General features: G+C 54.1%; 24 protein-coding genes. 14 read left to right on the forward strand and 10 right to left on the reverse strand.

The features are described from left to right. Positions 1–66: 66 nt before the first annotated feature. Both AAGQ96_RS09140 and hprR read right to left on the reverse strand, forming a co-directional pair. The gene (locus tag AAGQ96_RS09140; protein WP_342755315.1) at positions 67–1,434 is read right to left on the reverse strand and encodes a heavy metal sensor histidine kinase; all 1,368 of its coding nucleotides are present in this window, start codon (positions 1,432–1,434) and stop codon (positions 67–69) included. Beyond that, a complete protein-coding gene (gene hprR / locus AAGQ96_RS09145) occupies positions 1,427–2,107 on the reverse strand; it encodes a response regulator transcription factor HprR (RefSeq protein ID WP_147197341.1) in 681 nt (226 codons plus the stop codon). The genes AAGQ96_RS09140 and hprR overlap by 8 nt, the downstream gene beginning before the upstream one ends. Positions 2,108–2,241: 134 nt before the next feature. Between hprR and hiuH the strand changes: the two genes are divergently transcribed. Next, positions 2,242–2,646 carry a hydroxyisourate hydrolase gene (gene hiuH / locus AAGQ96_RS09150; protein ID WP_342755316.1) on the forward strand — a complete coding sequence of 135 codons (405 nt, stop codon included), beginning with the start codon at positions 2,242–2,244 and terminating at the stop codon, positions 2,644–2,646. A gap of 50 nt (positions 2,647–2,696) precedes the next feature. Here hiuH and AAGQ96_RS09155 read toward each other — a convergent pair whose 3' ends face one another. From AAGQ96_RS09155 to AAGQ96_RS09165, 3 genes are read right to left on the reverse strand one after another with little or no spacing between them, the layout of a single operon-like run. Next, positions 2,697–4,697 (reverse strand): FUSC family protein, encoded by a 2,001-nt coding sequence (locus tag AAGQ96_RS09155; protein ID WP_342755317.1) that lies wholly within the window; start codon positions 4,695–4,697, stop codon positions 2,697–2,699. Continuing rightward, complete coding sequence (locus AAGQ96_RS09160; protein ID WP_147197347.1) at positions 4,694–5,551, reverse strand: HlyD family secretion protein; 858 nt, start codon at positions 5,549–5,551, stop codon at positions 4,694–4,696. Before AAGQ96_RS09160 ends, AAGQ96_RS09155 begins: the two co-directional genes overlap by 4 nt. Then, positions 5,548–5,787, reverse strand: a complete 240-nt coding sequence (locus tag AAGQ96_RS09165) for a DUF1656 domain-containing protein (protein WP_342755318.1) — start codon at positions 5,785–5,787, stop codon at positions 5,548–5,550. The genes AAGQ96_RS09160 and AAGQ96_RS09165 overlap by 4 nt, the downstream gene beginning before the upstream one ends. Positions 5,788–5,930: 143 nt before the next feature. Here AAGQ96_RS09165 and slyA point away from each other — a divergent pair, with 143 nt between their 5' ends. Then, positions 5,931–6,374, forward strand: coding sequence for a transcriptional regulator SlyA (gene slyA / locus AAGQ96_RS09170; RefSeq protein WP_305790949.1), 444 nt, complete (start codon positions 5,931–5,933; stop codon positions 6,372–6,374). Between the two features lie 31 nt (positions 6,375–6,405). Here slyA and slyB read toward each other — a convergent pair whose 3' ends face one another. Continuing rightward, positions 6,406–6,873: an outer membrane lipoprotein SlyB gene (gene slyB / locus AAGQ96_RS09175; protein ID WP_147197353.1), complete on the reverse strand. Its 468-nt coding sequence runs from the start codon at positions 6,871–6,873 to the stop codon at positions 6,406–6,408. A 284-nt stretch (positions 6,874–7,157) separates the two neighbouring features. Between slyB and anmK the strand changes: the two genes are divergently transcribed. From anmK to AAGQ96_RS09205, 6 genes are all read left to right on the forward strand, one after another. After that, positions 7,158–8,279, forward strand: a complete 1,122-nt coding sequence (gene anmK, locus AAGQ96_RS09180; RefSeq protein ID WP_147197355.1) for an anhydro-N-acetylmuramic acid kinase — start codon at positions 7,158–7,160, stop codon at positions 8,277–8,279. Positions 8,280–8,309: 30 nt separating this feature from the next. After that, positions 8,310–8,618 carry an MliC family protein gene (locus AAGQ96_RS09185; RefSeq protein ID WP_342755319.1) on the forward strand — a complete coding sequence of 103 codons (309 nt, stop codon included), beginning with the start codon at positions 8,310–8,312 and terminating at the stop codon, positions 8,616–8,618. Between the two features lie 63 nt (positions 8,619–8,681). Then, the gene (gene pdxH / locus AAGQ96_RS09190) at positions 8,682–9,338 is read left to right on the forward strand and encodes a pyridoxamine 5'-phosphate oxidase (RefSeq protein ID WP_147197359.1); all 657 of its coding nucleotides are present in this window, start codon (positions 8,682–8,684) and stop codon (positions 9,336–9,338) included. Positions 9,339–9,472: 134 nt separating this feature from the next. After that, positions 9,473–10,747, forward strand: coding sequence for a tyrosine--tRNA ligase (tyrS, locus tag AAGQ96_RS09195; protein WP_147197361.1), 1,275 nt, complete (start codon positions 9,473–9,475; stop codon positions 10,745–10,747). 59 nt (positions 10,748–10,806) lie between these two features. Further along, positions 10,807–11,667 (forward strand): pyridoxal kinase PdxY, encoded by an 861-nt coding sequence (pdxY, locus tag AAGQ96_RS09200; RefSeq protein WP_147197363.1) that lies wholly within the window; start codon positions 10,807–10,809, stop codon positions 11,665–11,667. Between the two features lie 137 nt (positions 11,668–11,804). Beyond that, complete coding sequence (locus AAGQ96_RS09205; RefSeq protein WP_342755320.1) at positions 11,805–12,545, forward strand: nitroreductase family protein; 741 nt, start codon at positions 11,805–11,807, stop codon at positions 12,543–12,545. A gap of 85 nt (positions 12,546–12,630) precedes the next feature. On the opposite strand, the gene AAGQ96_RS09210 is transcribed toward AAGQ96_RS09205, so the two are convergent. Next, the gene (locus AAGQ96_RS09210; protein WP_342755321.1) at positions 12,631–13,056 is read right to left on the reverse strand and encodes a MarR family transcriptional regulator; all 426 of its coding nucleotides are present in this window, start codon (positions 13,054–13,056) and stop codon (positions 12,631–12,633) included. 247 nt (positions 13,057–13,303) lie between these two features. On the opposite strand from AAGQ96_RS09210, the gene AAGQ96_RS09215 reads away from it, so the two are divergent. Together AAGQ96_RS09215 and AAGQ96_RS09220 are read left to right on the forward strand one after the other, a co-directional pair. Beyond that, positions 13,304–14,737: a non-oxidative hydroxyarylic acid decarboxylases subunit C gene (locus tag AAGQ96_RS09215; RefSeq protein WP_342755322.1), complete on the forward strand. Its 1,434-nt coding sequence runs from the start codon at positions 13,304–13,306 to the stop codon at positions 14,735–14,737. Between the two features lies 1 nt (position 14,738). Beyond that, complete coding sequence (locus tag AAGQ96_RS09220; protein WP_147197370.1) at positions 14,739–14,972, forward strand: non-oxidative hydroxyarylic acid decarboxylases subunit D; 234 nt, start codon at positions 14,739–14,741, stop codon at positions 14,970–14,972. Between the two features lie 158 nt (positions 14,973–15,130). Here AAGQ96_RS09220 and gstA read toward each other — a convergent pair whose 3' ends face one another. Both gstA and AAGQ96_RS09230 read right to left on the reverse strand, forming a co-directional pair. Further along, entirely contained in the window at positions 15,131–15,736 is a 606-nt protein-coding gene (gene gstA, locus AAGQ96_RS09225; RefSeq protein WP_342755323.1) for a glutathione transferase GstA, read from the reverse strand. Positions 15,737–15,823: 87 nt separating this feature from the next. Next, positions 15,824–16,738, reverse strand: coding sequence for a LysR family transcriptional regulator (locus AAGQ96_RS09230; protein WP_342755324.1), 915 nt, complete (start codon positions 16,736–16,738; stop codon positions 15,824–15,826). 95 nt (positions 16,739–16,833) lie between these two features. Between AAGQ96_RS09230 and AAGQ96_RS09235 the strand changes: the two genes are divergently transcribed. Both AAGQ96_RS09235 and AAGQ96_RS09240 read left to right on the forward strand, forming a co-directional pair. Further along, positions 16,834–17,451, forward strand: coding sequence for a glutathione S-transferase (locus AAGQ96_RS09235; protein WP_342755325.1), 618 nt, complete (start codon positions 16,834–16,836; stop codon positions 17,449–17,451). Continuing rightward, positions 17,452–18,345 carry a pyridoxamine 5'-phosphate oxidase family protein gene (locus AAGQ96_RS09240; protein WP_342755326.1) on the forward strand — a complete coding sequence of 298 codons (894 nt, stop codon included), beginning with the start codon at positions 17,452–17,454 and terminating at the stop codon, positions 18,343–18,345. 190 nt (positions 18,346–18,535) lie between these two features. Here the strand turns inward: AAGQ96_RS09240 and dtpA are convergent, their stop codons facing one another. Continuing rightward, complete coding sequence (dtpA, locus tag AAGQ96_RS09245) at positions 18,536–19,999, reverse strand: dipeptide/tripeptide permease DtpA (protein WP_147197381.1); 1,464 nt, start codon at positions 19,997–19,999, stop codon at positions 18,536–18,538. 715 nt (positions 20,000–20,714) lie between these two features. On the opposite strand from dtpA, the gene betI reads away from it, so the two are divergent. Further along, a complete protein-coding gene (gene betI / locus AAGQ96_RS09250; RefSeq protein ID WP_147197383.1) occupies positions 20,715–21,311 on the forward strand; it encodes a transcriptional regulator BetI in 597 nt (198 codons plus the stop codon). Positions 21,312–21,337: 26 nt separating this feature from the next. After that, the gene (gene betB, locus AAGQ96_RS09255) at positions 21,338–22,795 is read left to right on the forward strand and encodes a betaine-aldehyde dehydrogenase (protein ID WP_342755539.1); all 1,458 of its coding nucleotides are present in this window, start codon (positions 21,338–21,340) and stop codon (positions 22,793–22,795) included. Positions 22,796–22,858 lie beyond the last annotated feature (63 nt).

Here is a 22,858-nt window from a genome sequence, read left to right on the forward strand (position 1 = left end):
TGGACAGCAGTGAAGTGAGTGAATGCCAGAAAGCGGTCTGTCAGAGGGCCGTTTTCTGCCGTTATTTTATTTATCAATGTGATTAGTGAAGCTGATTCCAAAAATATTTTCCCCCCGGCAATGTTGATACCAGCACCGCCCGTCATGAAGTTTCGCAATGGCACTAACCAGCGAGAGCCCAAGACCGGAACCGGGCGTATGACGTGAGTTGTCTCCTCGCCAAAATCGTCGGAAAAGCTTCTCAGTCTCGGTTAATGGCAGACCCTGATTACTAACCTGCACTTCGGCGGCAGTATGATCTGAGCGGGCACGAAGGGTGATTTGACTCTGCATGGGTGCATGCCGGATAGCGTTAGTTAACAAATTTATTACTGCTCGCTGGAAAAGTATCTTATCCGCAAAGACCCACCCCGAAGCGTCCAGGTTCAGGCTGACAGTATGCTCCTCAGCCAGAGAGTCCATGAAATCGATAATGTTCTCCAGCATATCGTGTAACGGCCAATGCGCTTTTTGCAGAGTGATATTGTGATGATCTGCACGTGATAAAAAAAGAATGTTATCCGTCAGCCGTGACAGGTTTTCCAGCTCTTCGATATTGCCCTCAATGAGCTGCTGGTAGTGTTCGGGTGTGCGTTTTTGAATAAGCGCCACCTGATTTTGCCCTAACAGAATATTAACGGGCGTGCGGAGCTCATGGGCGAGATCGTCGGCGAACTGGTTCAGACGAGCAAAGTCTTCGGCCAGCCGGTGGCGCATTACGTTCATCGCATTACCCAGCGGCAGGAGTTCGGCAGGCAGTGTGCCAACCGGCACTGGCTGATTTAGCTGGTCCGCCTTTGTCGTCGCGGTAATTTCACTGAGCATCTTTATTGCCCGTAAACTCCGGCGAATAAGCAGGGGGCTGAGAATGGCGCTCAGCAACACCGCCGCAAGGCTGACAAAAAAACTCTTTTGCCGATAGCTGGCCAGAACCCTGGCTCTTTCACTGTTTATTCTGGCTACAACAATAGTGACCGGCAGGCCGTCAAAACTGCCCTGCAGACCCAGAATAGTGATTTCATCGCCGTTATTAACCCGCGAGCGATAAAGCGCCCTGGCCGTTGCAGCCTGTTCTACAGGTAAAGTCGCAACCGGGGGCAGCGTGATGCCCGTATGGTTGATAGCCACATCCTTGCCCCGTGCAGGATGAATGACAAGAATATCCTGGTGGGTATCAACCATACGGTTGAAGTAAAGCGGTAACGAAGCAGGTTCAGCACCATCCAGCAGGAGTTGTCTCAGCTGAGCGCCACGGTTAATCAGCGTCTGCTCGTCACGCCATATCAGCTCATTTTCCAGCGCCCGATATAGCGTAAAGGTGATGCCGGTGCAGGCCAGCGTAACAAGGACAATAAAGACTATCGTCAGCCTGAGCGTCAGGGATATCCTAAGCATTCCGTTCCCCATTCGCCGACAGGCAATATCCCATACCACGCACGGTGGTAATCAGTTTATGCCTGTAAGGGTCGTCCATCTTACGGCGTAACCGGCGGATAGCGACGTCGACGGTATTGGTCTCGTTATCGTAGTTAATGCCCCATACTTCACTGGCAATTAACGTTCGTGGCACGATCTCCCCGGCCCGGGTAGCCAGCAGCCACAGTAGCGCAAATTCTCGTCGGGTTAATGCGATACTTTTTCCTTCCCGGATCACGGATTGCCGCACTAAATCCATTTCCAAATCCGCCACTTTTAATGTCGTATCGGCGACATTATGTTGCCGCAGCTGCGAACGTACGCGAGCCAGAAGCTCAGCAAAAGAGAAGGGTTTCACCAGATAATCGTTGGCACCCAGTTCCAGACCACGGATTCGATCGTCTACGGAGTCTCTTGCCGTAAGACAAATAACCGGAACCGGGCGGGTGGTTCTGAGCAGTTGCAGTATCTGCCACCCGTCCAGGCCTGGCAGCATAATATCCAGAACGATCAGGCTATAGTTCCCTTCCAGCGCAAGGTGCAGGCCGTCTCGTCCATCACCCACCGCGTCCACTACGTAACCCGCTTCCTGTAGTCCTTTACTTACCCAGTCACGGGCTTTTTGGTTGTCTTCAATGAGGAGTATTTTCATCAGGCAAGTCTGCCATGGGGTCAGTAATTTGTCCTGCTGATTAGCGCAATATGACAATAATGTCATGCTGCTGTCAGGTGGACGGTATCCGTTGCAGGTTATGCTGTACTGGTCGAAAATAATGGAAACCAAAAATGAAAAAGAACCTCATCTTTACCGCTCTTGTTATGGCACTGTCGCTCCCCGCGGTGGGTCAGGCCAAAAATCTGTTAAGCGTCCATATCCTTAACCAGCAGACTGGCAAACCCGCTTCTGGCGTGGAAGTTACCCTGGAACAAAAGCAGAGTGATGGCTGGAAAAAGCTTAATGCAGCAACCACGGATCAAGAAGGCCGTATTCCCGCGTTGTGGCCAGCGCAGCCAGCGGCTGCCGGCGATTACCGGGTAGTGTTCCAGACGGGAAAATATTTCTCGGCACAGCACATGGAGAGCTTCTTCCCGGAAATCCCCGTGGAATTTCATATCACCAACACCGGGGAGCATTATCACGTTCCTCTGTTGTTGAGTCAGTATGGCTATTCCACCTATCGCGGAAGCTGAGTGTATAAAGCGTGCTACCGGAATTATCCTGCCGGATGAAACCGGCCGGCTTACTGAGGTAGTGCCACACGCAGCTGAGAGAGCGAGCAGTAGAGTCGCCAGACGATCCCGGCCAGCTCCGTCTCATTTGCGGTATGGCCCGCCGCCAGCGTGGTAACAATGGTTTGGAGTTCATTAAGGGTGTTATCCAGCGGATCCTGCTGCACGCCCTTCACGCTGATAATTTGTTGCAGATTACGCAGTGTGGCATCACGCAGCGCAGCAAGCGTTGCGGAATCCGTTTGCCATTCCCGCAGCTGCCAGACGATATGTGAGCAGTTCAGCAACACCACGCCCCAGCGTAAAAGCCAGATGCGGGCCGGTTCATCCCGACTATTGTTCAGCTGATTAACCCGATAGTAAATCAGCGATTCAAAATGACTCTGGTTGCGCTGCGGCCGCCGGCTTAGCTGATCGAGAAACTCCCTTCTGAGCGCGCGTATATGACGGCGGCTGCGGCGTTTATCCGAGCTGGGCCGCAAAATCTGAAACGCCACCCAAACCAGCAGCACGCCGCAAACTTTAGCAATGTTATCGTTAAGAAAGCTTTGGTAATCGTAATCAGGTGGATTCGTCACCGCTAAAAACGAGCCGCCGAAGACAATCAGCTGCGCCCACAGGCTGGCACGCTTTTTCTGTTGCAGCTTAAACAGCTGAAGCGTAATCAGCAGCGGGAACAGAAAAAGTAAAAACTGCCACAGCACGCTGACCTGTACCATCAGGCCAAATTTGATGATAAAGCTGAAAACGGACAGCAGCAGCAGCGTTTTAAGCAGCAGCGAAACGCTGCTGGTGGGCGAGGGCACCGAAGAATACAGCACGCAGCTGATAGCGGCGAGAGTCAGTGCAGCATCGCCTGAATCCCACTGGGTGGTAATCGTAAACGCGCAGCCCAACACGATGACAACAAAAGTGCGTAACGCACTCCAGCTGGCTTCAGCGCTGTCGCTGTGCCGTGCTAATGCGGGAACCGGCGGAGGTGAAAGCAAGGTGTCGGCATCGGCCCGTTCGAACTGGCGTAGCCAGCGGCTGACATTCAGATACAGCCAGCAAAAGTAGCGCAGCCGATGCCAGAAGGCATGATGGCGGTAATCGCCTTTGTCTTGTGGTGCCGCGCTCGCCAGGATGCGGGCGAGCTGATATTTATCGCAGTCGCTGCGCGCCAGTTCGGTCAACAGTTGCTGAAGGGCGGTGAAGACGATTTCAGGAGGATCGGGCCAGTTGAGCAGCATCCGCCGCAGGCTGGAAATCACGCTGGTCAGCCGCAGCTGCTGATGAAGCACATAGTTAAGGACATGGTTTTGACGCCGAAAGCGATAGTGACTCCAGAAAGCCTGAATGCGCAGCAGATTCATGGTCAAAATCTGCCCAATAACGTTTTCATGCGCGCTGCGAACATTATCGGTGGTTTCACGCTGCAACAGCAGGTTAGCATGCTCCAGCAGGCGACCGTGCATCTCCTTCAGCGATGTTATCAGGGTATCGCCATCGGAGGTGCTGGGCAAAATCATCATCATCAGCCCGCCGCACAGGATGCCGGAAATCACTTCACAGACGCGGGCCTGAGTAATATCCCACAGGTCGCTAATATCGGTAACGTTCACCGTGGTAAAGGCAATGATCGCTGCTGTATAGCCTGCAAGCGAGAAAGCGTAGGCGACATTATTTTGATAGTGGTTTTGGATCCAGGTACAGAGTGCCAGCCAGGAAGCGATGGCCAGGGCAAACAGCCAGGGTTCATTCAACGTATGCCCGGCAATCAGCAGTGCGGCGGCTGCCCCCATCAGGCTGCCGGCAATGCGACCCAAACTTTTGCCGATCACCCCGCCTAAGGTAGGAAAACTCACCACGGCGGCAGAGGTCATTGCCCAGTAAGGTTCGTCCAAATCCAGGCCATAGGCGATGCTCAGCGCCAGACACATGGCAATGGCGTTGCGTAACGCATAGCGCCATTGTCCCGGCGTGGCCTTAATCCATGGCAGCTGTTGCCACTCCAGCCAGCTAAGATTCATGGTTGAATGGAAATACTGCAGGTGGTGCCAGCGACAAGCGGCAAATCTTTGGGCACCCCAGTCAGCCGGATACGCACTGGCACTCGCTGCGCAAGACGCACCCAGGGAACGTTAGGTTTAATATCCGGGATCAGCCCGCTGTCGGTTTCAACGCTCTGATCGTAAATGGCCCGGCCAATACTCTCCACTTCGCCCGTCAGTTCCCGATTATCGCTGTATAAGCGAATGGACGCTTTATAACCGGCACGAATATGGCGTAGCTTGGTTTCTTCAAAATAGCCCATCACGTAGAAAGAGTGGCTGTCGACCAGTGCCACAATCGGCGTCCCGCTGGTGGCATAATTGCCGGGCCGCACCACCAGATTACTGATCCAGCCGTCGGCCGGTGCATAAATCTGCGTTTGCGAAAGATTCCATTTAGCCTGCTCCAGCTCGGCCTGCGCCGCCTTCTCCGCAGCCTCCATCGCTTTAGCATTGAGATTCGCCGCATCCAGATCTTCCGCGGAAATGACATTGCGCGGGAGATTCTGACGTCGGCGAGCTTCGTGCTGCGCCTTCAACAGATCAGATTGCGCCTTCGCCAGCCCCGACTCGGCGTTCAGAACGGCAATGCGAAAAGGCTCATCATCCAGCGTCATCAGCTTGCTGCCTTGAGTGACGTACTGATTATCTTTTATCGGCAACTGCGCGATCCGCCCGGAAACCTGCGGGGTGATATTGACCAGCTCGGCGCGAACTTTACCGTCTCGCGTCCAGGGAGACTGCATGTAGTAATTCCACAGCCACCAGCCGGCAAGAAGCGCAGCGGCAAAAAAAATCAGGGTGGAGAAGTATTTTAACGTGCTGAATTTCATACGATCACCAGGAGAAGCCACAGCGAAGCGCTGACGCAAAGAATAAACAGAGAAAGATCTAACAGCGTGGGATGCCAGATCTCCCCGGAGTAGATCCAGTTGCGTAACAGCGGATGGATCAGTAACCAGAAGAAAAAACCTAACAGCACGGCTTTAAACAGCGGTGGAAAATAGACTGACGCGCCAAATACCAGGTCGGTCAGTGGTGATGCGGAGGTTGAATGCGCGTTGCCCACGGAGTGATTCCCTCTTGCCGGATCGCGTGTTACGGGCCGGGTTAGCAATACAGTTTCATGGCGGATGAATTTGTATTTTGTCCTGTAAACTCGCAGAATAGTCTAGAATCAAGCTTGATAGCTAGCAAGCTAATTATAAGGAGATGAAATTGGATACCCCCTTAGGAACGGACCTGGCAAGACTGGTGCGCATCTGGCGTTCTTTAATCGATCAACGGTTAAAACCGCTGGAACTGACGCAAACACATTGGGTAACGCTGCATAATATCCATCAGCTGCCGCCTGAGCAGTCGCAAATCCAGCTGGCCAAGGCCATTGGTATTGAACAGCCCTCTCTGGTACGCACGCTGGATCAGCTGGAAGAAAAAGGGCTGATTACGCGTACAACCTGCGCCAGCGATCGCCGCGCAAAGCGGATTAAACTGACAGAAGAAGCTGCACCGATTATCACTCAGGTTGAACATGTAATTGATGCCACCCGAGACGATATTTTATCGGGTATCTCCCAACAGGAGATCGACAAAATGGTGACGCTGATTGCCCGTCTGGAAAAAAATATCCTGGAGCTACAAAACCGGGATGAATAAAAGAACCGGCTTTTTGCCGGTTCTTTCGCATTTAACGTGGGGAAACGGTGACCTGGCTGCCGTTTGAGGCCATCGCCACGCGTTGACCAACAGCATAACGGCTGGCGGCCTGTTTCTGGACCACCATAATGGTGTTGCCATCATCCTTACGGATCTCAAGCTCCACGCCTTCGGTTTTATTCATTGAGCCCTGAACACCCTGACCCGCAACGCCGCCTGCTACCGCGCCCGCAGCCGTTGCCAGGCTACGACCGGTGCCGCCGCCAAGCGTATTCCCCAGGAAGCCACCCAGCACCGCGCCGCCAATCGCGCCGATAACATTGCTGTCATCGCCGCCCTGAATTTGCACGGGTCTCACTGCGACCAGCGTGCCGTAGGTGACGCTTTGCACCTGTTTCGCTTCCGACGCACTGTAGACATCTCCGGAAAGATTACTGGTGTTCGTACATCCCGCTAAAGTTACGCCAGTCAGTGCCACGATCAATATGCGCTTGAACATTGTCAAAACTCCTTCGATTTCCATTTGCTGCAGTCAATTGCGCAGCGATCAATAACGTAATTATATGGCACAGGCAAGGCCTGCGTACTGATTGGGTTAAGAAAACTGGTTTAAGGATAGCGCAGGCAAGCTAAACCTGGAATCAATTGGTTGTGAATTGCCAGCGCTCTTCGTAAAAAAGGAATACAGCTCGGAAAACGCATAGTTAATCATAGAATTGCAGTACTATTTTTGCGACGCTGTAGAGATAATCTCATCTCCCCGATCGCGGGTAAGGCATAAGCATGAAATCTGGACGCTATATAGGCGTGATGTCAGGAACCAGTCTCGATGGCGTCGATGTGGTGCTGGCTGCGATTGACCAGCAAATGGTGGCGCAGCAGGCCAGCTATTGCCATCCCATCCCGGGCGAACTGCGTCAGGCCGTGTTAGCCATCAGCCAGGGGCAGCCGCTGACGCTTTCGCAACTCGGGCAGCTGGATACAAAACTGGGACGCCTGTTTGCCGATGCGGTGCTGACGCTGATTCGTCGTGAAGGTTTAGAGAGAGAAGATATCACCGCCATTGGTTGCCATGGTCAGACCGTCTGGCATGAACCGCAGGGCGACGCGCCTAACACGTTGCAAATTGGCGATAACAATCAGATAGCAGCAGCGACCGGTATCACGGTGGTGGGGGATTTTCGCCGGCGTGATATGGCGCTGGGTGGTCAGGGCGCGCCGCTGGTGCCGGCTTTTCATCAGGCAGTGCTGATGCACCCTGGTGAGCGACGCATGGTGCTGAATATCGGCGGGATAGCCAACCTGTCATTGTTGATCCCGGGCAAACCGGTCGGGGGTTACGACACCGGGCCGGGAAATATGCTGCTGGATGCCTGGATTTGGCGGCAGCAGCAGCAGCCGTTTGATAAAAATGGCGAATGGGGCAGCCGCGGGCAAATTATTTATCCTTTGCTGAAACAGATGCTGTCCGATCCCTGGTTTTCACTGCCGGCGCCTAAATCTACCGGGCGGGAATATTTCAATCTTGGCTGGATAGAACAGCAGCTGGCCAATTTCCCTGGCCTGGCCGCGCAGGACGTCCAGGCAACGCTGACAGAGCTAACCGCGATAACGATTGCCGAACAGGTGATGCTAAGCGGCGGCTGCGAGCGGCTGCTGGTATGCGGCGGCGGCGGCAAAAATCCACTGCTGATGGCGCGTCTGGCAAACCAGCTGGCGGGAACGGAAATCAGTTCAACCGATCGGGCTGGCCTGGACGGCGACGATATTGAAGCGCTGGCCTTTGCCTGGCTGGCATACCGCACCCTCTCCGGCGAACCGGGAAATTTACCCTCTGTTACCGGCGCGCGGGAAGCCTCGGTACTCGGTGCGATTTTTCCGGCCAATATTCCGCGCTGTAGATAAGACGCGCTTTAACAACCTTAAGGAGCAAGCATGAAAACCGTTCTTATGCTGACAACCCTGTTGCTTTCTGGCTGTAGCCTGTTTCATTCGTCGCCTGAAAGGCCGGTAACGCTGCACTACCAGTGCGGTACGCTGCCGCTGACGGTGAAGCTGGATAATGCCCGGCAGGAGGTTAATCTTATTCTTGATGGCAATCCGCTGACGCTGAAGCAGCTGCCTGCCGCCTCAGGCACCCGTTACGGTGATGGTCATTATGTTTTCTGGTCGAAAGGCGAGGGTGCATTTATTGAACGTAATGATAAAGTCATCATCAATGACTGCCAGCTGAATAACAGTTAAACCGTTGAAATCTATTATGATGAGGCGCACAATGCCTTTCCCCTGTCAGTGGAAACCTGAGCGATGAACGAGAGCGATAATTTGCAGCAGATTGCCCATCTGCGCCGTGAATATACCCGTGGTGGTCTGCGCCGTAAGGATCTGCCAGCCGACCCGCTGGCGCTGTTTGAGCACTGGCTTGGCCAGGCGGTTGAAGCACAGCTGCCCGATCCTACAGCGATGAGTGTTGCCACGGTTGATGAGAACGGTCAGCCTTATCAACGTATTGTATTGCTAAAACATTTCGATCAGCGCGGGATGGTGTTTTACACCAATCTTGGCAGCCGCAAAGCGCATCATCTTGAAAAAAACCCGCGCATCAGCCTGCTGTTTCCCTGGCACATGCTTGAACGCCAGGTGATGGTATTGGGGCGTGTTGAAAAACTGTCGATGATTGACGTGGTAAAATATTTTCACAGTCGCCCCCGCGAAAGCCAGATCGGCGCCTGGGTTTCAAAACAGTCGAGCCGTATTTCGGCACGTGGCGTACTGGAAGGAAAATTCCTTGAGCTAAAGCAAAAGTTCCAGCAGGGCGAAGTGCCGCTGCCGAGTTTTTGGGGCGGCTATCGCATTGTTATTGAGTCAATGGAGTTCTGGCAGGGCGGTGAACACCGGCTGCATGACCGTTTTTTCTACCAGCGTGAAGCCGACGGCTGGCAAATTGACCGGCTCGCACCTTAAACGCGCGAAATAATGGTGTTAAGCGCTGGCACAGAGTGCGCCAGCGCTTTATTCTATGTCCCTAATTTTCTCCGCTAGTCAGCGGAAAGCTGTGTACCAGCATAGGTGCAGACTTTTTTTTCATGGAGTCACAGATGGCCAGCAGTAACCTGATCAAACAATTGCAAGAGCGGGGCCTGGTAGCCCAGGTAACGGATGAGGACGCGTTAGCAGAACGACTGGCGCAAGGGCCAATCGCACTCTATTGCGGCTTTGATCCAACCGCCGACAGCTTGCACTTGGGGCATCTGGTCCCGTTACTCTGCCTGAAACGTTTCCAGGATGCCGGACACCGTCCTGTTGCACTGGTCGGCGGCGCAACCGGTCTGATCGGCGACCCGAGTTTCAAAGCGGCCGAACGCAAGCTCAACACCAGCGATACGGTTAACGAGTGGGTAGAAAAAATTCGCCGTCAGGTCGCCCCGTTCCTCGATTTTGACTGCGGCGACAACAGCGCCATTGCAGCCAATAACTACGACTGGTTTGGCAGCATGAACGTGCTGACTTTCCTGCGCGATATTGGCAAACACTTCTCTGTAAACCAGATGATCAATAAAGAAGCGGTAAAGCAGCGCCTGAACCGTGACGATCAGGGCATCTCCTTTACCGAATTCTCCTACAATCTGCTGCAAGGCTACGATTTCGCCTGCCTGAATGAGCAATATGGCGTTGCGTTGCAGATCGGCGGTTCCGATCAGTGGGGTAACATCACCTCCGGTATCGATTTGACGCGTCGCCTGCATCAGAATCAGGTCTTTGGCCTGACCGTACCGTTAATCACCAAGTCTGACGGCACCAAATTTGGCAAGACCGAAGGCGGCGCGGTATGGCTGGATGCGAAGAAAACCAGCCCGTACAAGTTCTACCAGTTCTGGATCAATACGGCTGATGCGGATGTCTACCGCTTCCTGAAGTTCTTCACCTTTATGGACATTGCCGAAATCAATGCGCTGGAAGAAGAAGACAAAAACAGCGGCAAAGCGCCTCGCGCCCAGTATGTACTGGCCGAGCAGGTTACAAAAATGGTGCATGGCGAAGCTGGCCTGCTGGCGGCGCAGCGTATCACCCGCAGCCTGTTTTCCGGCAGCCTGAGTGACATGACCGAAGCGGACTTTGAACAGCTGGCTCAGGATGGCGTACCCTTCGTCGAGCTGGAGCAGGGACAGGATCTACAGCAGGCAATGGTCGATGGCGATCTGGCACCGTCTCGCGGTCAGGCACGTAAGCTGATCGATTCCAAAGCGGTCAGCATCAACGGTGAGATCCAGCTGAACGCGGAGTATGGTTTTGAGCAGGCCGATCGTCTGTTTGGTCGCTACACGCTGCTGCGTCGCGGCAAGAAGAACTACTGCTTAATCGTCTGGAAATAATCCACATCCATTGAGGCCGGTCTGACCGGCCTTTCTTTTTGTCAGGGTAGCATTCCGCAATGAAAAATATTTTATCCGTTCAGTCGCATACTGTTTTTGGTCACGCGGGCAACAGCGCCGCAGAATTCCCAATGCGGCGTATGGGCGCAAACGTTTGGCCGCTGAACACCGTGCAGTTTTCTAACCATACTCAGTATGGTCACTGGACCGGTGTGGTGATGCCCGCTACGCATCTCAGCGAGATCGTCAAAGGCATTGCGGATATCGATCGCCTGAAAACGTGCGATGCGGTACTCAGTGGCTATCTGGGTTCTGCCGAGCAGGGTGAACAGATTCTGGAAATCGTTCGCCAGGTGAAGCTGGCCAATCCGAACGCCTGGTACTTTTGCGATCCGGTGATGGGCCATCCGGAAAAAGGCTGCATCGTGGCACCGGGCGTGGCTGAGTTCCACAGCCGTTACGCACTGCCAGCTAGCGATATTATTGCGCCGAACCTGCTGGAGCTGGAGATGCTCAGCGGCCATGAAGTCACCAGCGTGGAGCAGGCGGTCGCCAGCGCGCGCGAGCTGATTGCCCAGGGGCCAAAAATCGTGCTGGTTAAACATCTGGCGCGCGCCGGCCAGCGTAGCGATCGCTTTGAAATGCTGCTGGTCACCGCTGATGAGGCCTGGCACATCAGCCGTCCGCTGGTGGATTTCGGCGTTCGTCAACCGGTGGGCGTGGGTGATCTGACCAGCGGGCTGTTACTGGTCGATTTACTGCATGGGATGCCGCTGAAAGAGGCGCTCGAACATATTACGGCGGCGGTTTACGAAGTGATGCTGAAAACCCATGAAATGGGTGAATATGAGTTGCAGCTGGTGGCTGCACAGGATCGTATTGCCAATCCTCAGCAGCATTTTGACGCGGTAAAACTGTAAGCGCTTTTCTCCGGGCTGGTTCTCAGCCCGGATGGCCAGCACCTGCATCAAATCTTCCTTTCTCTTGCCATGGCATAAGGTGTTAAAACCCTCGATAGCAATGGCTTATACTCACTCGCAACTAACCCGGAGGTAAAATGAATTCAGTTTTTGATGTCCTCACCGCTCATAAAAGTGAGCGCAGCTTTACCGAACAGCCTGTTGATGCCGCGGCGCTGGAACGTATTGTTTTGTCTGCCTATCGCGCGCCTACCTCTGTCAATTCCCAGCAGGTTTCACTGGTCATCACCCGCAATGCGCAGGCACGCGAGAAGATTGCCGCTATTGCGGGTGGGCAGCCGTGGATTGCCAAAGCGCCGATCTTCATCACCTTTGTGCTGGATATGTATAAAAGCCGTCAGGCGATGGCTGCGATTGGCCGTGAGCAAATTGCCAACCAGAGCATTGAAAGTATCGTTGCTGGCGCCACGGATGTCGGGATTGCGCTGGGCAGCGTCATGGCTGCCGCCCGTGCGGAAGGGTTGGGAATTGTGCCGATCGGCGGTATCCGCCGTGATTCACAGGCGATGATTTCACTGCTGAACCTGCCCGAACAGACTTTCCCGGTTGTTGGTCTGGCTGTTGGCCATGTTGATGTGCCTGCCCATGCGAAACCGCGCCTGCCGCTCAGCACCTTTGTTCATGATGAGCAATATCACACCGAAGGGCTGGAAGAAAACATCGCCGCTTACAATCAGGAAATGGTTGAGCACTGGCAGGCTATCGGCCGCAGCGACGGTGAAAACTGGAGCGAAAGCGTCAGTGGTTATTATCAGAAAATCTATTTCCCGGATGTTTTATCCGCGCTGCTTAAGCAGGGATTCGGTAACGATAAATAGTCTTGATGCGTTCAGGACTGATTGTTAGGGCCGTTTAAGCCGGGTTCATACCCGGTTTTTTTTTAAACGTGGTAAAGCTTCAACGCTACTCGCCGTTTTCCTCCGTAATCATCTTCTGCAACAGACCCACTAAAACCTGCCGTTCTTCAGCAGAAATCCGTAAAAGAAAACGTTTATCTACCTCATTCGCAACCGGCTGTGCCTTCAGAAGAAGCTGCTCTCCCGCCTCGGTCAGCCAGATGAAGCGCCGTCGTCGGTCGCTGCTGCCGGGTTCACGCCTTAACAGCCCGCGATCTTCCATCCGCACCAGCATTTCTGCCAGCGTCGCCTTGCTGCTTAGCGCCGCATCCATTAAATCGACCTGCTCTATGCCGGGCTGTTCAGCCACCGCGCAAAGTACGGAATACTGCGGCTTGGTCAGCCCCTGCAACGCTTTTTGCCACTGGGCGGTGTGATCCTGGAATAAAAGTCGCATCAGGTGAAAAGGGGTGCTGGCGAGCGTTCGGGTCATGATTACTGTCTCAATTTAACAGGCGAAATAACGTTATGGTCCAAGAGTAACGTAACAGCTGGATGATTTTAATAAACTTTCCAATAAAGTCAGTAATATAACGTTCGTACGCGAACTATTTGCCTGGCCTCGCTTGTTTAATGCCTGACAAAACACTACGCTGGTAATGTTGTTCGCATGCGAACAATATCAATAAAGGAACCTGATGTTGTAAAACGACATCACCCGACAGCGGAGAGGATGAAGTATGGCATTTGATGATTTAAGGGATTATCTTCAGGCGCTCGACGAGCAGGGACAGTTACTGACAATTGAAGAAGAAGTTAAAGCGGAGCCGGATATCGCCGCCGCCGCGAATGCAACGGGGCGGATTGGAGAGGGTGCACCGGCGCTCGCCTTTACCCATATTCAGGGGTTTAATCAGGCCCACGTGGTGGTAAACACCCTGGGCTCCTGGAAAAATCATGCGATCGCGTTAGGGATGGCTCCTGCAGCGCCAGTCCGACAGCAAATTGAAACCTTTATTCAGCGTTGGGACAATTTCCCCATTGCCCCCGAGCGGCGGAACAGCCCACCCTGGGCGGAAAACAGCCGTGATGGCGAAGAGATCAACCTGTTCGATATTCTGCCGCTGTTTCGGCTTAATGACGGCGATGGGGGTTTCTACCTTGATAAAGCCTGTGTCGTTTCGCGCGATCCTCTGGACCCGGATCACTTCGGCAAACAGAATGTCGGCATTTACCGAATGGAGGTTAAGGGCAAGCGTAAACTTGGACTGCAACCGATCCCGATGCATGATATCGCACTGCATCTGCACAAAGCGGAAGAGCGGGGCGAGGATTTGCCGATAGCCATTACGCTTGGCAACGACCCCATTATCACCCTGATGGGTGCAACGCCGCTGAAATACGATTGGTCTGAGTACGAAATGGCAGGAGCATTACGCGAAAGCCCTTATCCCATTGCTACCGCGCCGCTCACCGGTTTTGATGTCCCCTGGGGCTCAGAGGTAATTCTGGAAGGCGTCATTGAAGGGCGCAAACGTGAAATCGAAGGCCCTTTTGGCGAATTTACCGGCCACTATTCGGGCGGCCGCAATATGACCGTTGTACGCATCGATAAAGTCTCTTACCGCACAAACCCAATATTTGAATCGCTCTATCTTGGCATGCCGTGGAGCGAAATTGATTATCTGATGGGGCCGGCAACCTGCGTTCCCCTCTATCAACAGCTGAAAGCAGAATTCCCCGAAGTTCAGGCGGTTAACGCCATGTATACCCATGGTTTGCTGGCCATCATCTCAACCAAAAAACGCTATGGCGGTTTTGCCCGCGCAGTAGGCCTGCGCGCGATGACCACGCCGCACGGGCTGGGCTACGTCAAGATGGTCATTATGGTGGATGAAGACGTTGATCCTTTTGACCTGCCGCAGGTGATGTGGGCGCTCTCATCGAAGGTCAATCCGGCTGGCGATTTAGTGCAGCTGCCGAATATGTCGGTACTGGAACTGGATCCGGGCTCAAGCCCTGCCGGCATAACCGATAAGCTGATCGTTGACGCCACCACGCCGGTCGCGCCCGATAAACGTGGCCACTACAGCCAGCCGGTAAAAGATTTGCCGGAAACAGCGCTGTGGATTGAAAAGCTGACCGCAATGCTGGCTAACCAACGAGGAGAGTAAAATGATTTGTCCGCGCTGTGCTTTTGATACCCTTGCAACACTGGCTCATTCTCCGGTAAAAGGCGTCTGGACGGTTTTTCAGTGTCAACGCTGCCTTTATACCTGGCGCAACACTGAACCCTTACGCCGTACCAGCCGGGAGCATTATCCGCACGCCTTCCGCATGACCCAAAGCGATATTGATAATGCGCCTGAAGTGCCCACCGTTCCGCCGCTGCTGGCAGACAGGGAGTAATTTTTCTTCACGGGGCGCCATGTGACTGCACTCTTGTGATAAGCGTACAGATTGCCATAGCCATGCAGCGATGCGATGACAATGGCTATCTGTTTTTGCAAAAGATCGGCAAAGAGCACGCGGCGACGGACGGTTTTTTCAAACGTCAGTCTCTTCTGCTAGCTCAGCCCTTCCGCCGCTAAGGCGTCTGTCACCGCTGGCCTCGCCGCTACGCGCTGAAACCACGCTTCCAGCGTCGTCAGTTCGTTTAAATTCAGCTTCAGGGATTTTGCCCAGCGCATGACGGTAAACAGATAGGCGTCCGCCACGGTGAAGTGCATACCCAACAGCCATTGCCGATCGCTGAGCTGTTGATTCACCCAGCTAAACTTTTGCTCCAGCTTTTTGCGCAGCAGGGTTTTGTACTCATCCGGCGTCGCAGAGCTGAACAAAGGACTAAACGTTTTGTGCAGTTCGGCAGAGATAAAATTGAGCCACTCCAGCGTCTGATAACGGGCCAGGCTGCCGGTCGGCGCAAGCAGCTGTCGGTCAGGCTTGAGGTCAGCAAGATATTGTACGATGGCAACGCCTTCAGTCAGCACGGTGCCGTCATCAAACAGCAGGGCGGGCACCTGGCCTTTGCTGTTGATCTGGTGATAATCCTCATGCTGTTCGGTGAGACCCGCTTTGGTATCAACCTTGATCAGGGTGAAATCAAGACCGGTTTCCAGCATGACGATATGCGGCGACAGCGAACAGGCACCGGGCATAAAAAACAGTTTCATCACTTGCTCCTCACTCCGTGGCGAAAGATCTCTTTAGCTTAACGCCGCATGGTTAAAAATCCAGCAGCAGAAGACGGCAGCAAAGCGTTAATTGTCCTGCCGCAAGCTTTCGTCTTTAAAACAGCCCAGCATCGGGAGCTCGCTGCGGGCAAGATCCCAAAAAGCCCGCACTCTGGCTGGCATAGACTTAATGTTTTGCGTCACCAACTGCACCGGCACGGCGCTGAGGCGATACGCCGGCAGGACTTCACACAACCGTCCATTTTTAAGATCGTCATACACCTGATAAGAGAGCAGGCGGGCGATGCCTTTTCCCGCGCGTGCTGCAATAAGCTGCGTCTCGACTTCATTAACGATTAACCTTGGGCGGATACGTACGCGCCGATCGCCACTGGCGGCAAAGCGCCACTCCCGGTTTGCCACCTGCGATGCACTGGCTATCAGATGATGGTCCGTCAGCGCGCCGGGAGAGGAGGGGGTACCTGCTCTGGCTAAATAGCCCGGGCTGGCGACCAGCATCCGCTGTACGCTGCCGACTTCGGCCGCCACCAGCGAGGAGTCACGCAGCTGTCCAATCCGTACCGCGATATCCAGCCCCTGTTCAATCAAATCCTGATAGCCATCATTGAGCAACAGCTCAATCTGAATATCCGGATAACGCTCCAGAAAACGCAACACCAGCGGCGCAATATGCTTGCGGCCAAACTGCACCGGTGCGGTCAGCCGAAGTTGTCCGTTGAGCTGGGTATAGGTCGCGGCGACCAGCGCCTGCTGATAATCATCCAGTAATCCTTTTGCCCGTTCGAACAGCGCTAATCCAGCTGGCGTGGGGGAAAGTCGGCGTGTTGTTCGCTCAATCAGGCTGGTGGCGAATCGGATTTCGAGAGCGGCCAGCGCACGCGTAATCGCCGCCGGTGAACGCCGCAGTGAACGGGCCGCCGCCGCCAGGCTTCCCTGCTGTACCACGGCGACAAACACCGCCAGCTCGTCGAGTTTATCCATGATTATTCCAGGTATCGAAATTATGAATTGTTATTTTTGCCCGTTTACGCCGTTTTCAGCAAGAGTATGCTGATGTAAACCCATCGGAGGTAACAATGAGTTCATTAACACTGTACGGCACCGCACTTTCCGGACACGTTCATCGTGTGCAACTGCTGTTGAACATGCTGGATCTGTCAGCAGAGTGGATCGAAGCGGGCGCAGATATCCGCGCCACCGACGCTTTTTTGCAGCTAAATCCACTGGGACAAATTCCGGTGCTGGTGGATGGCGACAGCGTCATCACCGACAGCAATGCCATTCTGATCTGGCTGGTAAAACGCTATGCGCCGGAAAGCCACTGGTTGCCGCAGGATCTCTATCAGGAAGTGCAGGTCCATCAATGGCTGGCAAAAGCGGCGGGCGAAATCCGCTACGGTGTGGCATCCGCCCGGATGATTAAGCAGTTTGGTACGTCAGAAAATTATGCCTCAGCCTGTGAGATTGCGAAAAAATTTCTGCCGCAGCTGGAGGCGCATCTTGGCGAGAGAACATGGCTGGTAGGGGAACACGTCACGATAGCCGATCTGGCCTGCTACGCCTATGTGGCCTGTGCACCGGAAGGCGGTATTTCGCTAAACGGTTATTCCGCTATCCAGCGCTGGCTGCAAAATGTGGCTTCACTGCCTGGTTTTGTCGCGCTGCCGCCGCTGCCCTATCCCGAGGAGAGGTAAATGTTTCATCCCGGTGAACGACTGGCGCAAGAGAAAGCGGGCTATAGACATGTCAGTGCCGCGCTTTACACGGCAATGCCGGACCAGCACCGCCTGTTTTATGCCGGGCTACGGCAATTCTATTTCAGCGTGCCCGATGCGAAAGGCTACCCGGTTGCCTGTGTGCTACAGGGAATACCGGGCTTTGTCTCGGCCCCGGATGCCGGGCATCTGGTGATCGGTCGGGCTTCGCTGGAGGCTGTAACTTATCTGCCTGAGCTTGAAGCGGGCATGCGGGTAGGTGGACTGGGTCTGGATTTGTCTAACCGACGTCGTAATCGGGTGAATGGCATTATAGAGAGCGTGACCGCCGAAGCAATTACGCTGGCGGTGCAGGAAAGTTTTGGCAATTGCCCGCAGTATATTCAGCGGCGAATGTTGCCAGAAAATTCGCCTGAGCGACTGCCTCAGCTGGAAGAACTGACCACGCTGGATGCGGATGCACGCTATCTGATTGCCGCCGCCGATACCTTGTTTATCGCCAGTCAGGCGCAGCGTGAAAATGGCGCAGGCGGGGCAGATATTTCACACCGGGGCGGCCTTCCCGGTTTTATTGGGCTGAGGCAGGGCCGCCTGCATATTCCTGATTATCCGGGAAATCGCTATATGAACACCTTAGGCAACCTGCTGGTAGAGCCGCGGTGTGCGGTATTGATTATGGATTTTCATCAGGGCGCGGCGCTGCATATTCAGGGCCAAGCCGACATTTTGTGGCAGCCGTCAGAAGGGGCGATTGAGCGCTGGCTGGTCATTGAGCCGGAAAGGATACTGCGGATCCGTCAGCTGCTGCCTGCTGCCGGACTGGCGGTTGAATATGCTGGCTCATCGCTGGCCGTTGGCAATAAAAAAGGGTGACATTGCTGTCACCCTGAGGTCGCGCTGGCACGAGGAACACGAGCCTTTCACAAAGACGCAAAAAGCGGCATCCATGCCAGCTCGACCAGGGCCGTCCATGGCCCTGGACGCTTTGTTCCAGGCTCATGTTCCTCGCGCTTTGAGTTCGTCAGCTGTCGGAGGGTGACAGCAATGTCGCCCAAATCATCACTCAGTCCTGAGTCATCCGGTTCAGCTTCGGCGCTGTCAGCATCATCAGCACGGCAATCACGCCGGTGGCGATACCAATTTGCAGGAACACGTCACCGTAAACATGCAGCGACTGCAAGGGATCGGTAATACCTGAAGGCACTGCCATCAGGTTAGCCACCTTACCGGCAATCATCGCTGCGCCAGCCGTGGTCAGGAACCAGGATCCCATAATAAAGCCCATCAGACGCTGTGGCACCAGCTGCGCCACCATCGCCAGGCCCAGACCGGAAATCATCAGCTCGCCCACGCTTTGCAGCGCATAACTCAAAATCAGCCAGTTCACCGACACAATGCCCAGCTGATTGGCGAATTTCGCCCCCAGCGGCAACACCAGGAAAGCAGCTGAACAGAGCAGCATCCCCAGCGCAAACTTATGCGGCATCGGTAAACGATCGCCCATCTTGTTGTAGATAGCGGCCAGAATCGGGCTGAAAATCATAATCCAGAAGGGGTTCAGCGCCTGATACTGCTCGGCCTCAAAAGCGATGCCCAGGATGCTGTGCTCCACGTTACGAATGGCGAAGAAGTTCAGCGAGGTTGGCATCTGCATATACAGAACGAAAAACACTACCGCTTCCGTCATCAGCAGAAAAGCGACGATCATTTTGCGACGCGCTGCGCCTTGCAGGGCAAAGGTTTCTTTGGCAAAGATGAAAACAATGGCCACGGCAACCAGCGCCAGAAGCAGACGGGCGATGCCCTGGTTATGCAGCATCCAGGTCGCAATAACGACCAGCACGGCAATGCCAACCAGCGTAGCCAGCAGCTTACCGATATGCAGTGGCTGGAAATCGGGTTTTGAACCGTAGGGTTTAACCCATTTGCGGCACAGCATAAAGTTGACCAGCGTAATCAGCATTCCGACGAAGGAGAGCGAGAACGCCATGCTCCAGCCGTAATGAGCGGCCAGCCACGGCGTCGCCAGCATTGAGAAGAACGAACCAATATTGATCGCCATGTAATACATGGTAAATGCGCCATCAAGACGCGGATCGTCTTTCTCATAGCAGGTCGAAAGCAGCGAAGAGGGGTTAGCTTTAAACAGACCGTTGCCGACGGCAATGGTCGCCATGCCGATATAGACCATGCTGACATCGTGACCAGACCAGGCAATCAGCGCATAGCCCAGCGCCAGCACCAGCGTACCCAGCACAATGACGCGCTTGGTGCCGAGCACTTTGTCACCCAGCCAGCCGCCCACAGCGATCAGACCGTACACCAGCGCGCTGAACGAAGAAAACAGCGTCACGGATTCGGATTCAGACATGCCGAGCATTTTGACGAGATAAACCGCCATAATGCCTTGCAGACCGTAATAGCCAAATCGTTCCCATAATTCGATTGAGAAAATCAAATAGAACGATCGCGGTTGCTTAAACGCGTTGAGACTCGGGGTCTCGGGATGTTTGTTTGCAGTTGACACAAGTACCTCTGGCGTTAAATCCTGATTCGACCTGAAAATTAAGTCGCCATCATTCAAGGTGGGCATTCGCCGCATGGTTATAAGATGGGAGAAACGGCAAGTAATTTCGCCGATTGCGGTGCATCAGGCAAGTCTTTTTTCCGGTAAGGGAAAAACGGCTTTAAAAAGGATGAAGAGAGGCCATTAACTCTATTTTTAGAGTTAAAAGCTAATTGATAATGTATTTCTGAATTTTCCTGCTAATAACAGGCTGCTTCTTGTACTTCACAGCACAGGTTTGCACCAGGCAATCGTTTGCGAGATGAAATAGGGCAAGGTGGAATGCAGGTAAAATAATCATCCGTTAATAGCCTGTTTACAGAGCAAGTAAACTGTTTAATGGCGGTTTACTGTTTGAAAATTTATTTAGTTGAGAAAAATGTGATTTAGATCGCTTATACGATGATATTAATTGTTGAAAAAAAACTTTTATTCCCTCTCCGTTAACACAACAAATCTCTCTGCTTCATTTCCTCCATAGCTTGCTCTGCCAGTAAATGCTGTTCTGTTACTAAGCCCAGTCTTCCCAGCAGAGAAAGAGAAATAAGCACGCAGAAAGGGCGTCGTCCGAACCCTGTTCAACAAAACCTCAGTGCACCGCTTCTTTTTATTGATTGAACGTTCAATATAAAATGACTATACTTACCCTCATTCAATAGCCAAAACCGATGAAGCGATGCCAAAAGTTGGAATGAAAGCCATTCGTCAGGCGCAGCTGATCCACGCCACCCTGACCGTTATCGATCGCGTAGGCCTGGCCGATGCCAGCCTGGCGCTGATTGCGAAAGAAGCCGGGGTGTCAACCGGGATTGTCAGCCACTATTTTGGCGACAAAAACGGTTTGCTGGATGCCTGTATGCGTCAGATCCTTTTCGATCTGTACAGGGCGGTGGAACACCACCGCAACCTGGCAACGGACGAACCGGCAGCGCGTATTCGCGCCATCATAGACGGTAACTTTGACGTGTCGCAGATTGCCGGGCCGGTACTCAAAACCTGGCTGGCTTTCTGGACCAACAGCCTGCATCAACCGGAATTACAGCGATTACAGCGGATTAACGACCGCCGGCTCTATTCCAACCTGACGGCGCAGTTTGCCAGGGCGCTGCCTGCACAGCAGGCGCGAGATGCGGGTGCCAGCATGGCAGCGTTAATCGACGGCTTGTGGCTACGCATGACGCTGGCGCCGCAGCCGATGGCGCAGGGGCTGCTTGAAGCCCGACAGCTTTGTTATAAAAATCTTGCGCTGTGGTTAACAACCCCGGCAACCTAAACCCCAAAGGAGGAGACATGGCAGATATGCAACGCCGTGGAATTTACATTAATGGCCGCGAAGAAGCCGGTCATGGCGAAACATTCACCACCATCAATCCCGCCAATGGTGAGGTACTGGCAGAAATCACCTCGGCCAGCCAGCAGGATATCGATCGCGCCGTGGCCACCGCAGAAGCCGGTCAGCGCATCTGGCGCAGCTACACGCCCGTTGAGCGTAGCCGCGTCCTGCTAAAAGCCGTTGCGATCCTGCGCGAGCGCAACCAGCAGCTGGCTGAGCTGGAGACTGCCGACACCGGTAAGCCCATCAGCGAAACCGCTGCGGTTGATATCGTCACCGGTGCCGACGTGCTGGAGTATTACGCGGGTCTGGCCGTCGCAGTGGAAGGGGAATCCATTCCTCTGCGTGACAGCGCGCTGGTCTACACTCGCCGCGAGCCGTTGGGCGTCTGCGCGGGTATTGGCGCATGGAACTATCCCATCCAGATCGCCATGTGGAAAAGCGCCCCGGCGCTGGCGACCGGCAACGCAATGATCTTCAAGCCAAGCGAAGTCACGCCGCTCAGCGCGCTGGAACTGGCAAAAATCTTTACCGAAGCGGGCCTGCCGGATGGCGTGTTTAACGTTGTTCAGGGCGCAGGAACCGTAGGCCAGGGACTGAGCCAGCATCCGAAAATCGCTAAAGTCTCCTTCACGGGCGAAGTGAACACCGGTAAGCGCGTGATGGCGGATGCCGCACTGGCTAACCTGAAGTCGGTCACCATGGAGCTGGGCGGTAAATCTCCGCTGATCGTCTTTGAAGATGCCGAGCTGGAACGTGCGGTAGACGGCGCGATGATGGCGAACTTCTACAGCAGCGGGCAGGTTTGTACCAACGGCACGCGCGTATTTGTGCATCGTTCACTGCTGCCCGCGTTTGAACAGCGCCTGCAGGAAAAGATGGCCGGTATTAAATGCGGCGACCCGCTCGATCCGCAGGTCAACTTTGGCCCACTGGTGAGCGAAGAACACTGCCAGAAAGTGGTTTCGTACCTGAACATCGGTAAAGAAGAGGGCGCTCGTGTGCTGGCAGGGGGATCGCGCATAACCGAAGGCGCGATGGCGAAAGGCTGCTATGTCGAGCCAACCGTGTTCACTGACTGTACTGATGATATGCGTATCGTGCAGGAAGAGATCTTTGGCCCGGTAATGAGCGTGCTGGTCTTTGACGACGAGCAGGAAGTGATTGAACGCGCGAACGATACCCAGTACGGCCTGGCGGCGGGTGTATTCACCACGTCACTCAACCGTGCACATCGAGTGATCCATCAGCTGGAAGCGGGTATCTGCTGGGTCAATAGCTGGGGCGAATCGCCTGCGCCAATGCCGGTTGGTGGCTATAAGCAGTCTGGCGTTGGCCGTGAAAACGGCCTGGAAACCCTGCATCACTATACGCGCACCAAGTCGATTCTGATTGAGATGGGTGAGTATCCGTCCGCATTCTGAGTCGCTGGCCTGAATAGCCATTTTGAACACTGATTACTAATTACCGCGGCTTCGGTCGCGGTT

This window comes from Pantoea sp. MBD-2R, from assembly GCF_039134845.1.
Lineage (GTDB): Bacteria > Pseudomonadota > Gammaproteobacteria > Enterobacterales > Enterobacteriaceae > Erwinia.

What these genes read in the sequence shown, in the direction of transcription:
- AAGQ96_RS09140 (WP_342755315.1), bottom strand. Translation starts at nt 1,434, where the DNA reads ATGCTTAGGATATCCCTGACGCTCAGGCTGACGATAGTCTTTATTGTC.
- hprR (WP_147197341.1), bottom strand. Translation starts at nt 2,107, where the DNA reads ATGAAAATACTCCTCATTGAAGACAACCAAAAAGCCCGTGACTGGGTA.
- hiuH (WP_342755316.1), top strand. Translation starts at nt 2,242, where the DNA reads ATGAAAAAGAACCTCATCTTTACCGCTCTTGTTATGGCACTGTCGCTC.
- AAGQ96_RS09155 (WP_342755317.1), bottom strand. Translation starts at nt 4,697, where the DNA reads ATGAATCTTAGCTGGCTGGAGTGGCAACAGCTGCCATGGATTAAGGCC.
- AAGQ96_RS09160 (WP_147197347.1), bottom strand. Translation starts at nt 5,551, where the DNA reads ATGAAATTCAGCACGTTAAAATACTTCTCCACCCTGATTTTTTTTGCC.
- slyA (WP_305790949.1), top strand. Translation starts at nt 5,931, where the DNA reads ATGAAATTGGATACCCCCTTAGGAACGGACCTGGCAAGACTGGTGCGC.
- slyB (WP_147197353.1), bottom strand. Translation starts at nt 6,873, where the DNA reads ATGTTCAAGCGCATATTGATCGTGGCACTGACTGGCGTAACTTTAGCG.
- anmK (WP_147197355.1), top strand. Translation starts at nt 7,158, where the DNA reads ATGAAATCTGGACGCTATATAGGCGTGATGTCAGGAACCAGTCTCGAT.
- AAGQ96_RS09185 (WP_342755319.1), top strand. Translation starts at nt 8,310, where the DNA reads ATGAAAACCGTTCTTATGCTGACAACCCTGTTGCTTTCTGGCTGTAGC.
- pdxH (WP_147197359.1), top strand. Translation starts at nt 8,682, where the DNA reads ATGAACGAGAGCGATAATTTGCAGCAGATTGCCCATCTGCGCCGTGAA.
- tyrS (WP_147197361.1), top strand. Translation starts at nt 9,473, where the DNA reads ATGGCCAGCAGTAACCTGATCAAACAATTGCAAGAGCGGGGCCTGGTA.
- pdxY (WP_147197363.1), top strand. Translation starts at nt 10,807, where the DNA reads ATGAAAAATATTTTATCCGTTCAGTCGCATACTGTTTTTGGTCACGCG.
- AAGQ96_RS09205 (WP_342755320.1), top strand. Translation starts at nt 11,805, where the DNA reads ATGAATTCAGTTTTTGATGTCCTCACCGCTCATAAAAGTGAGCGCAGC.
- AAGQ96_RS09210 (WP_342755321.1), bottom strand. Translation starts at nt 13,056, where the DNA reads ATGACCCGAACGCTCGCCAGCACCCCTTTTCACCTGATGCGACTTTTA.
- AAGQ96_RS09215 (WP_342755322.1), top strand. Translation starts at nt 13,304, where the DNA reads ATGGCATTTGATGATTTAAGGGATTATCTTCAGGCGCTCGACGAGCAG.
- AAGQ96_RS09220 (WP_147197370.1), top strand. Translation starts at nt 14,739, where the DNA reads ATGATTTGTCCGCGCTGTGCTTTTGATACCCTTGCAACACTGGCTCAT.
- gstA (WP_342755323.1), bottom strand. Translation starts at nt 15,736, where the DNA reads ATGAAACTGTTTTTTATGCCCGGTGCCTGTTCGCTGTCGCCGCATATC.
- AAGQ96_RS09230 (WP_342755324.1), bottom strand. Translation starts at nt 16,738, where the DNA reads ATGGATAAACTCGACGAGCTGGCGGTGTTTGTCGCCGTGGTACAGCAG.
- AAGQ96_RS09235 (WP_342755325.1), top strand. Translation starts at nt 16,834, where the DNA reads ATGAGTTCATTAACACTGTACGGCACCGCACTTTCCGGACACGTTCAT.
- AAGQ96_RS09240 (WP_342755326.1), top strand. Translation starts at nt 17,452, where the DNA reads ATGTTTCATCCCGGTGAACGACTGGCGCAAGAGAAAGCGGGCTATAGA.
- betI (WP_147197383.1), top strand. Translation starts at nt 20,715, where the DNA reads ATGCCAAAAGTTGGAATGAAAGCCATTCGTCAGGCGCAGCTGATCCAC.
- betB (WP_342755539.1), top strand. Translation starts at nt 21,338, where the DNA reads ATGCAACGCCGTGGAATTTACATTAATGGCCGCGAAGAAGCCGGTCAT.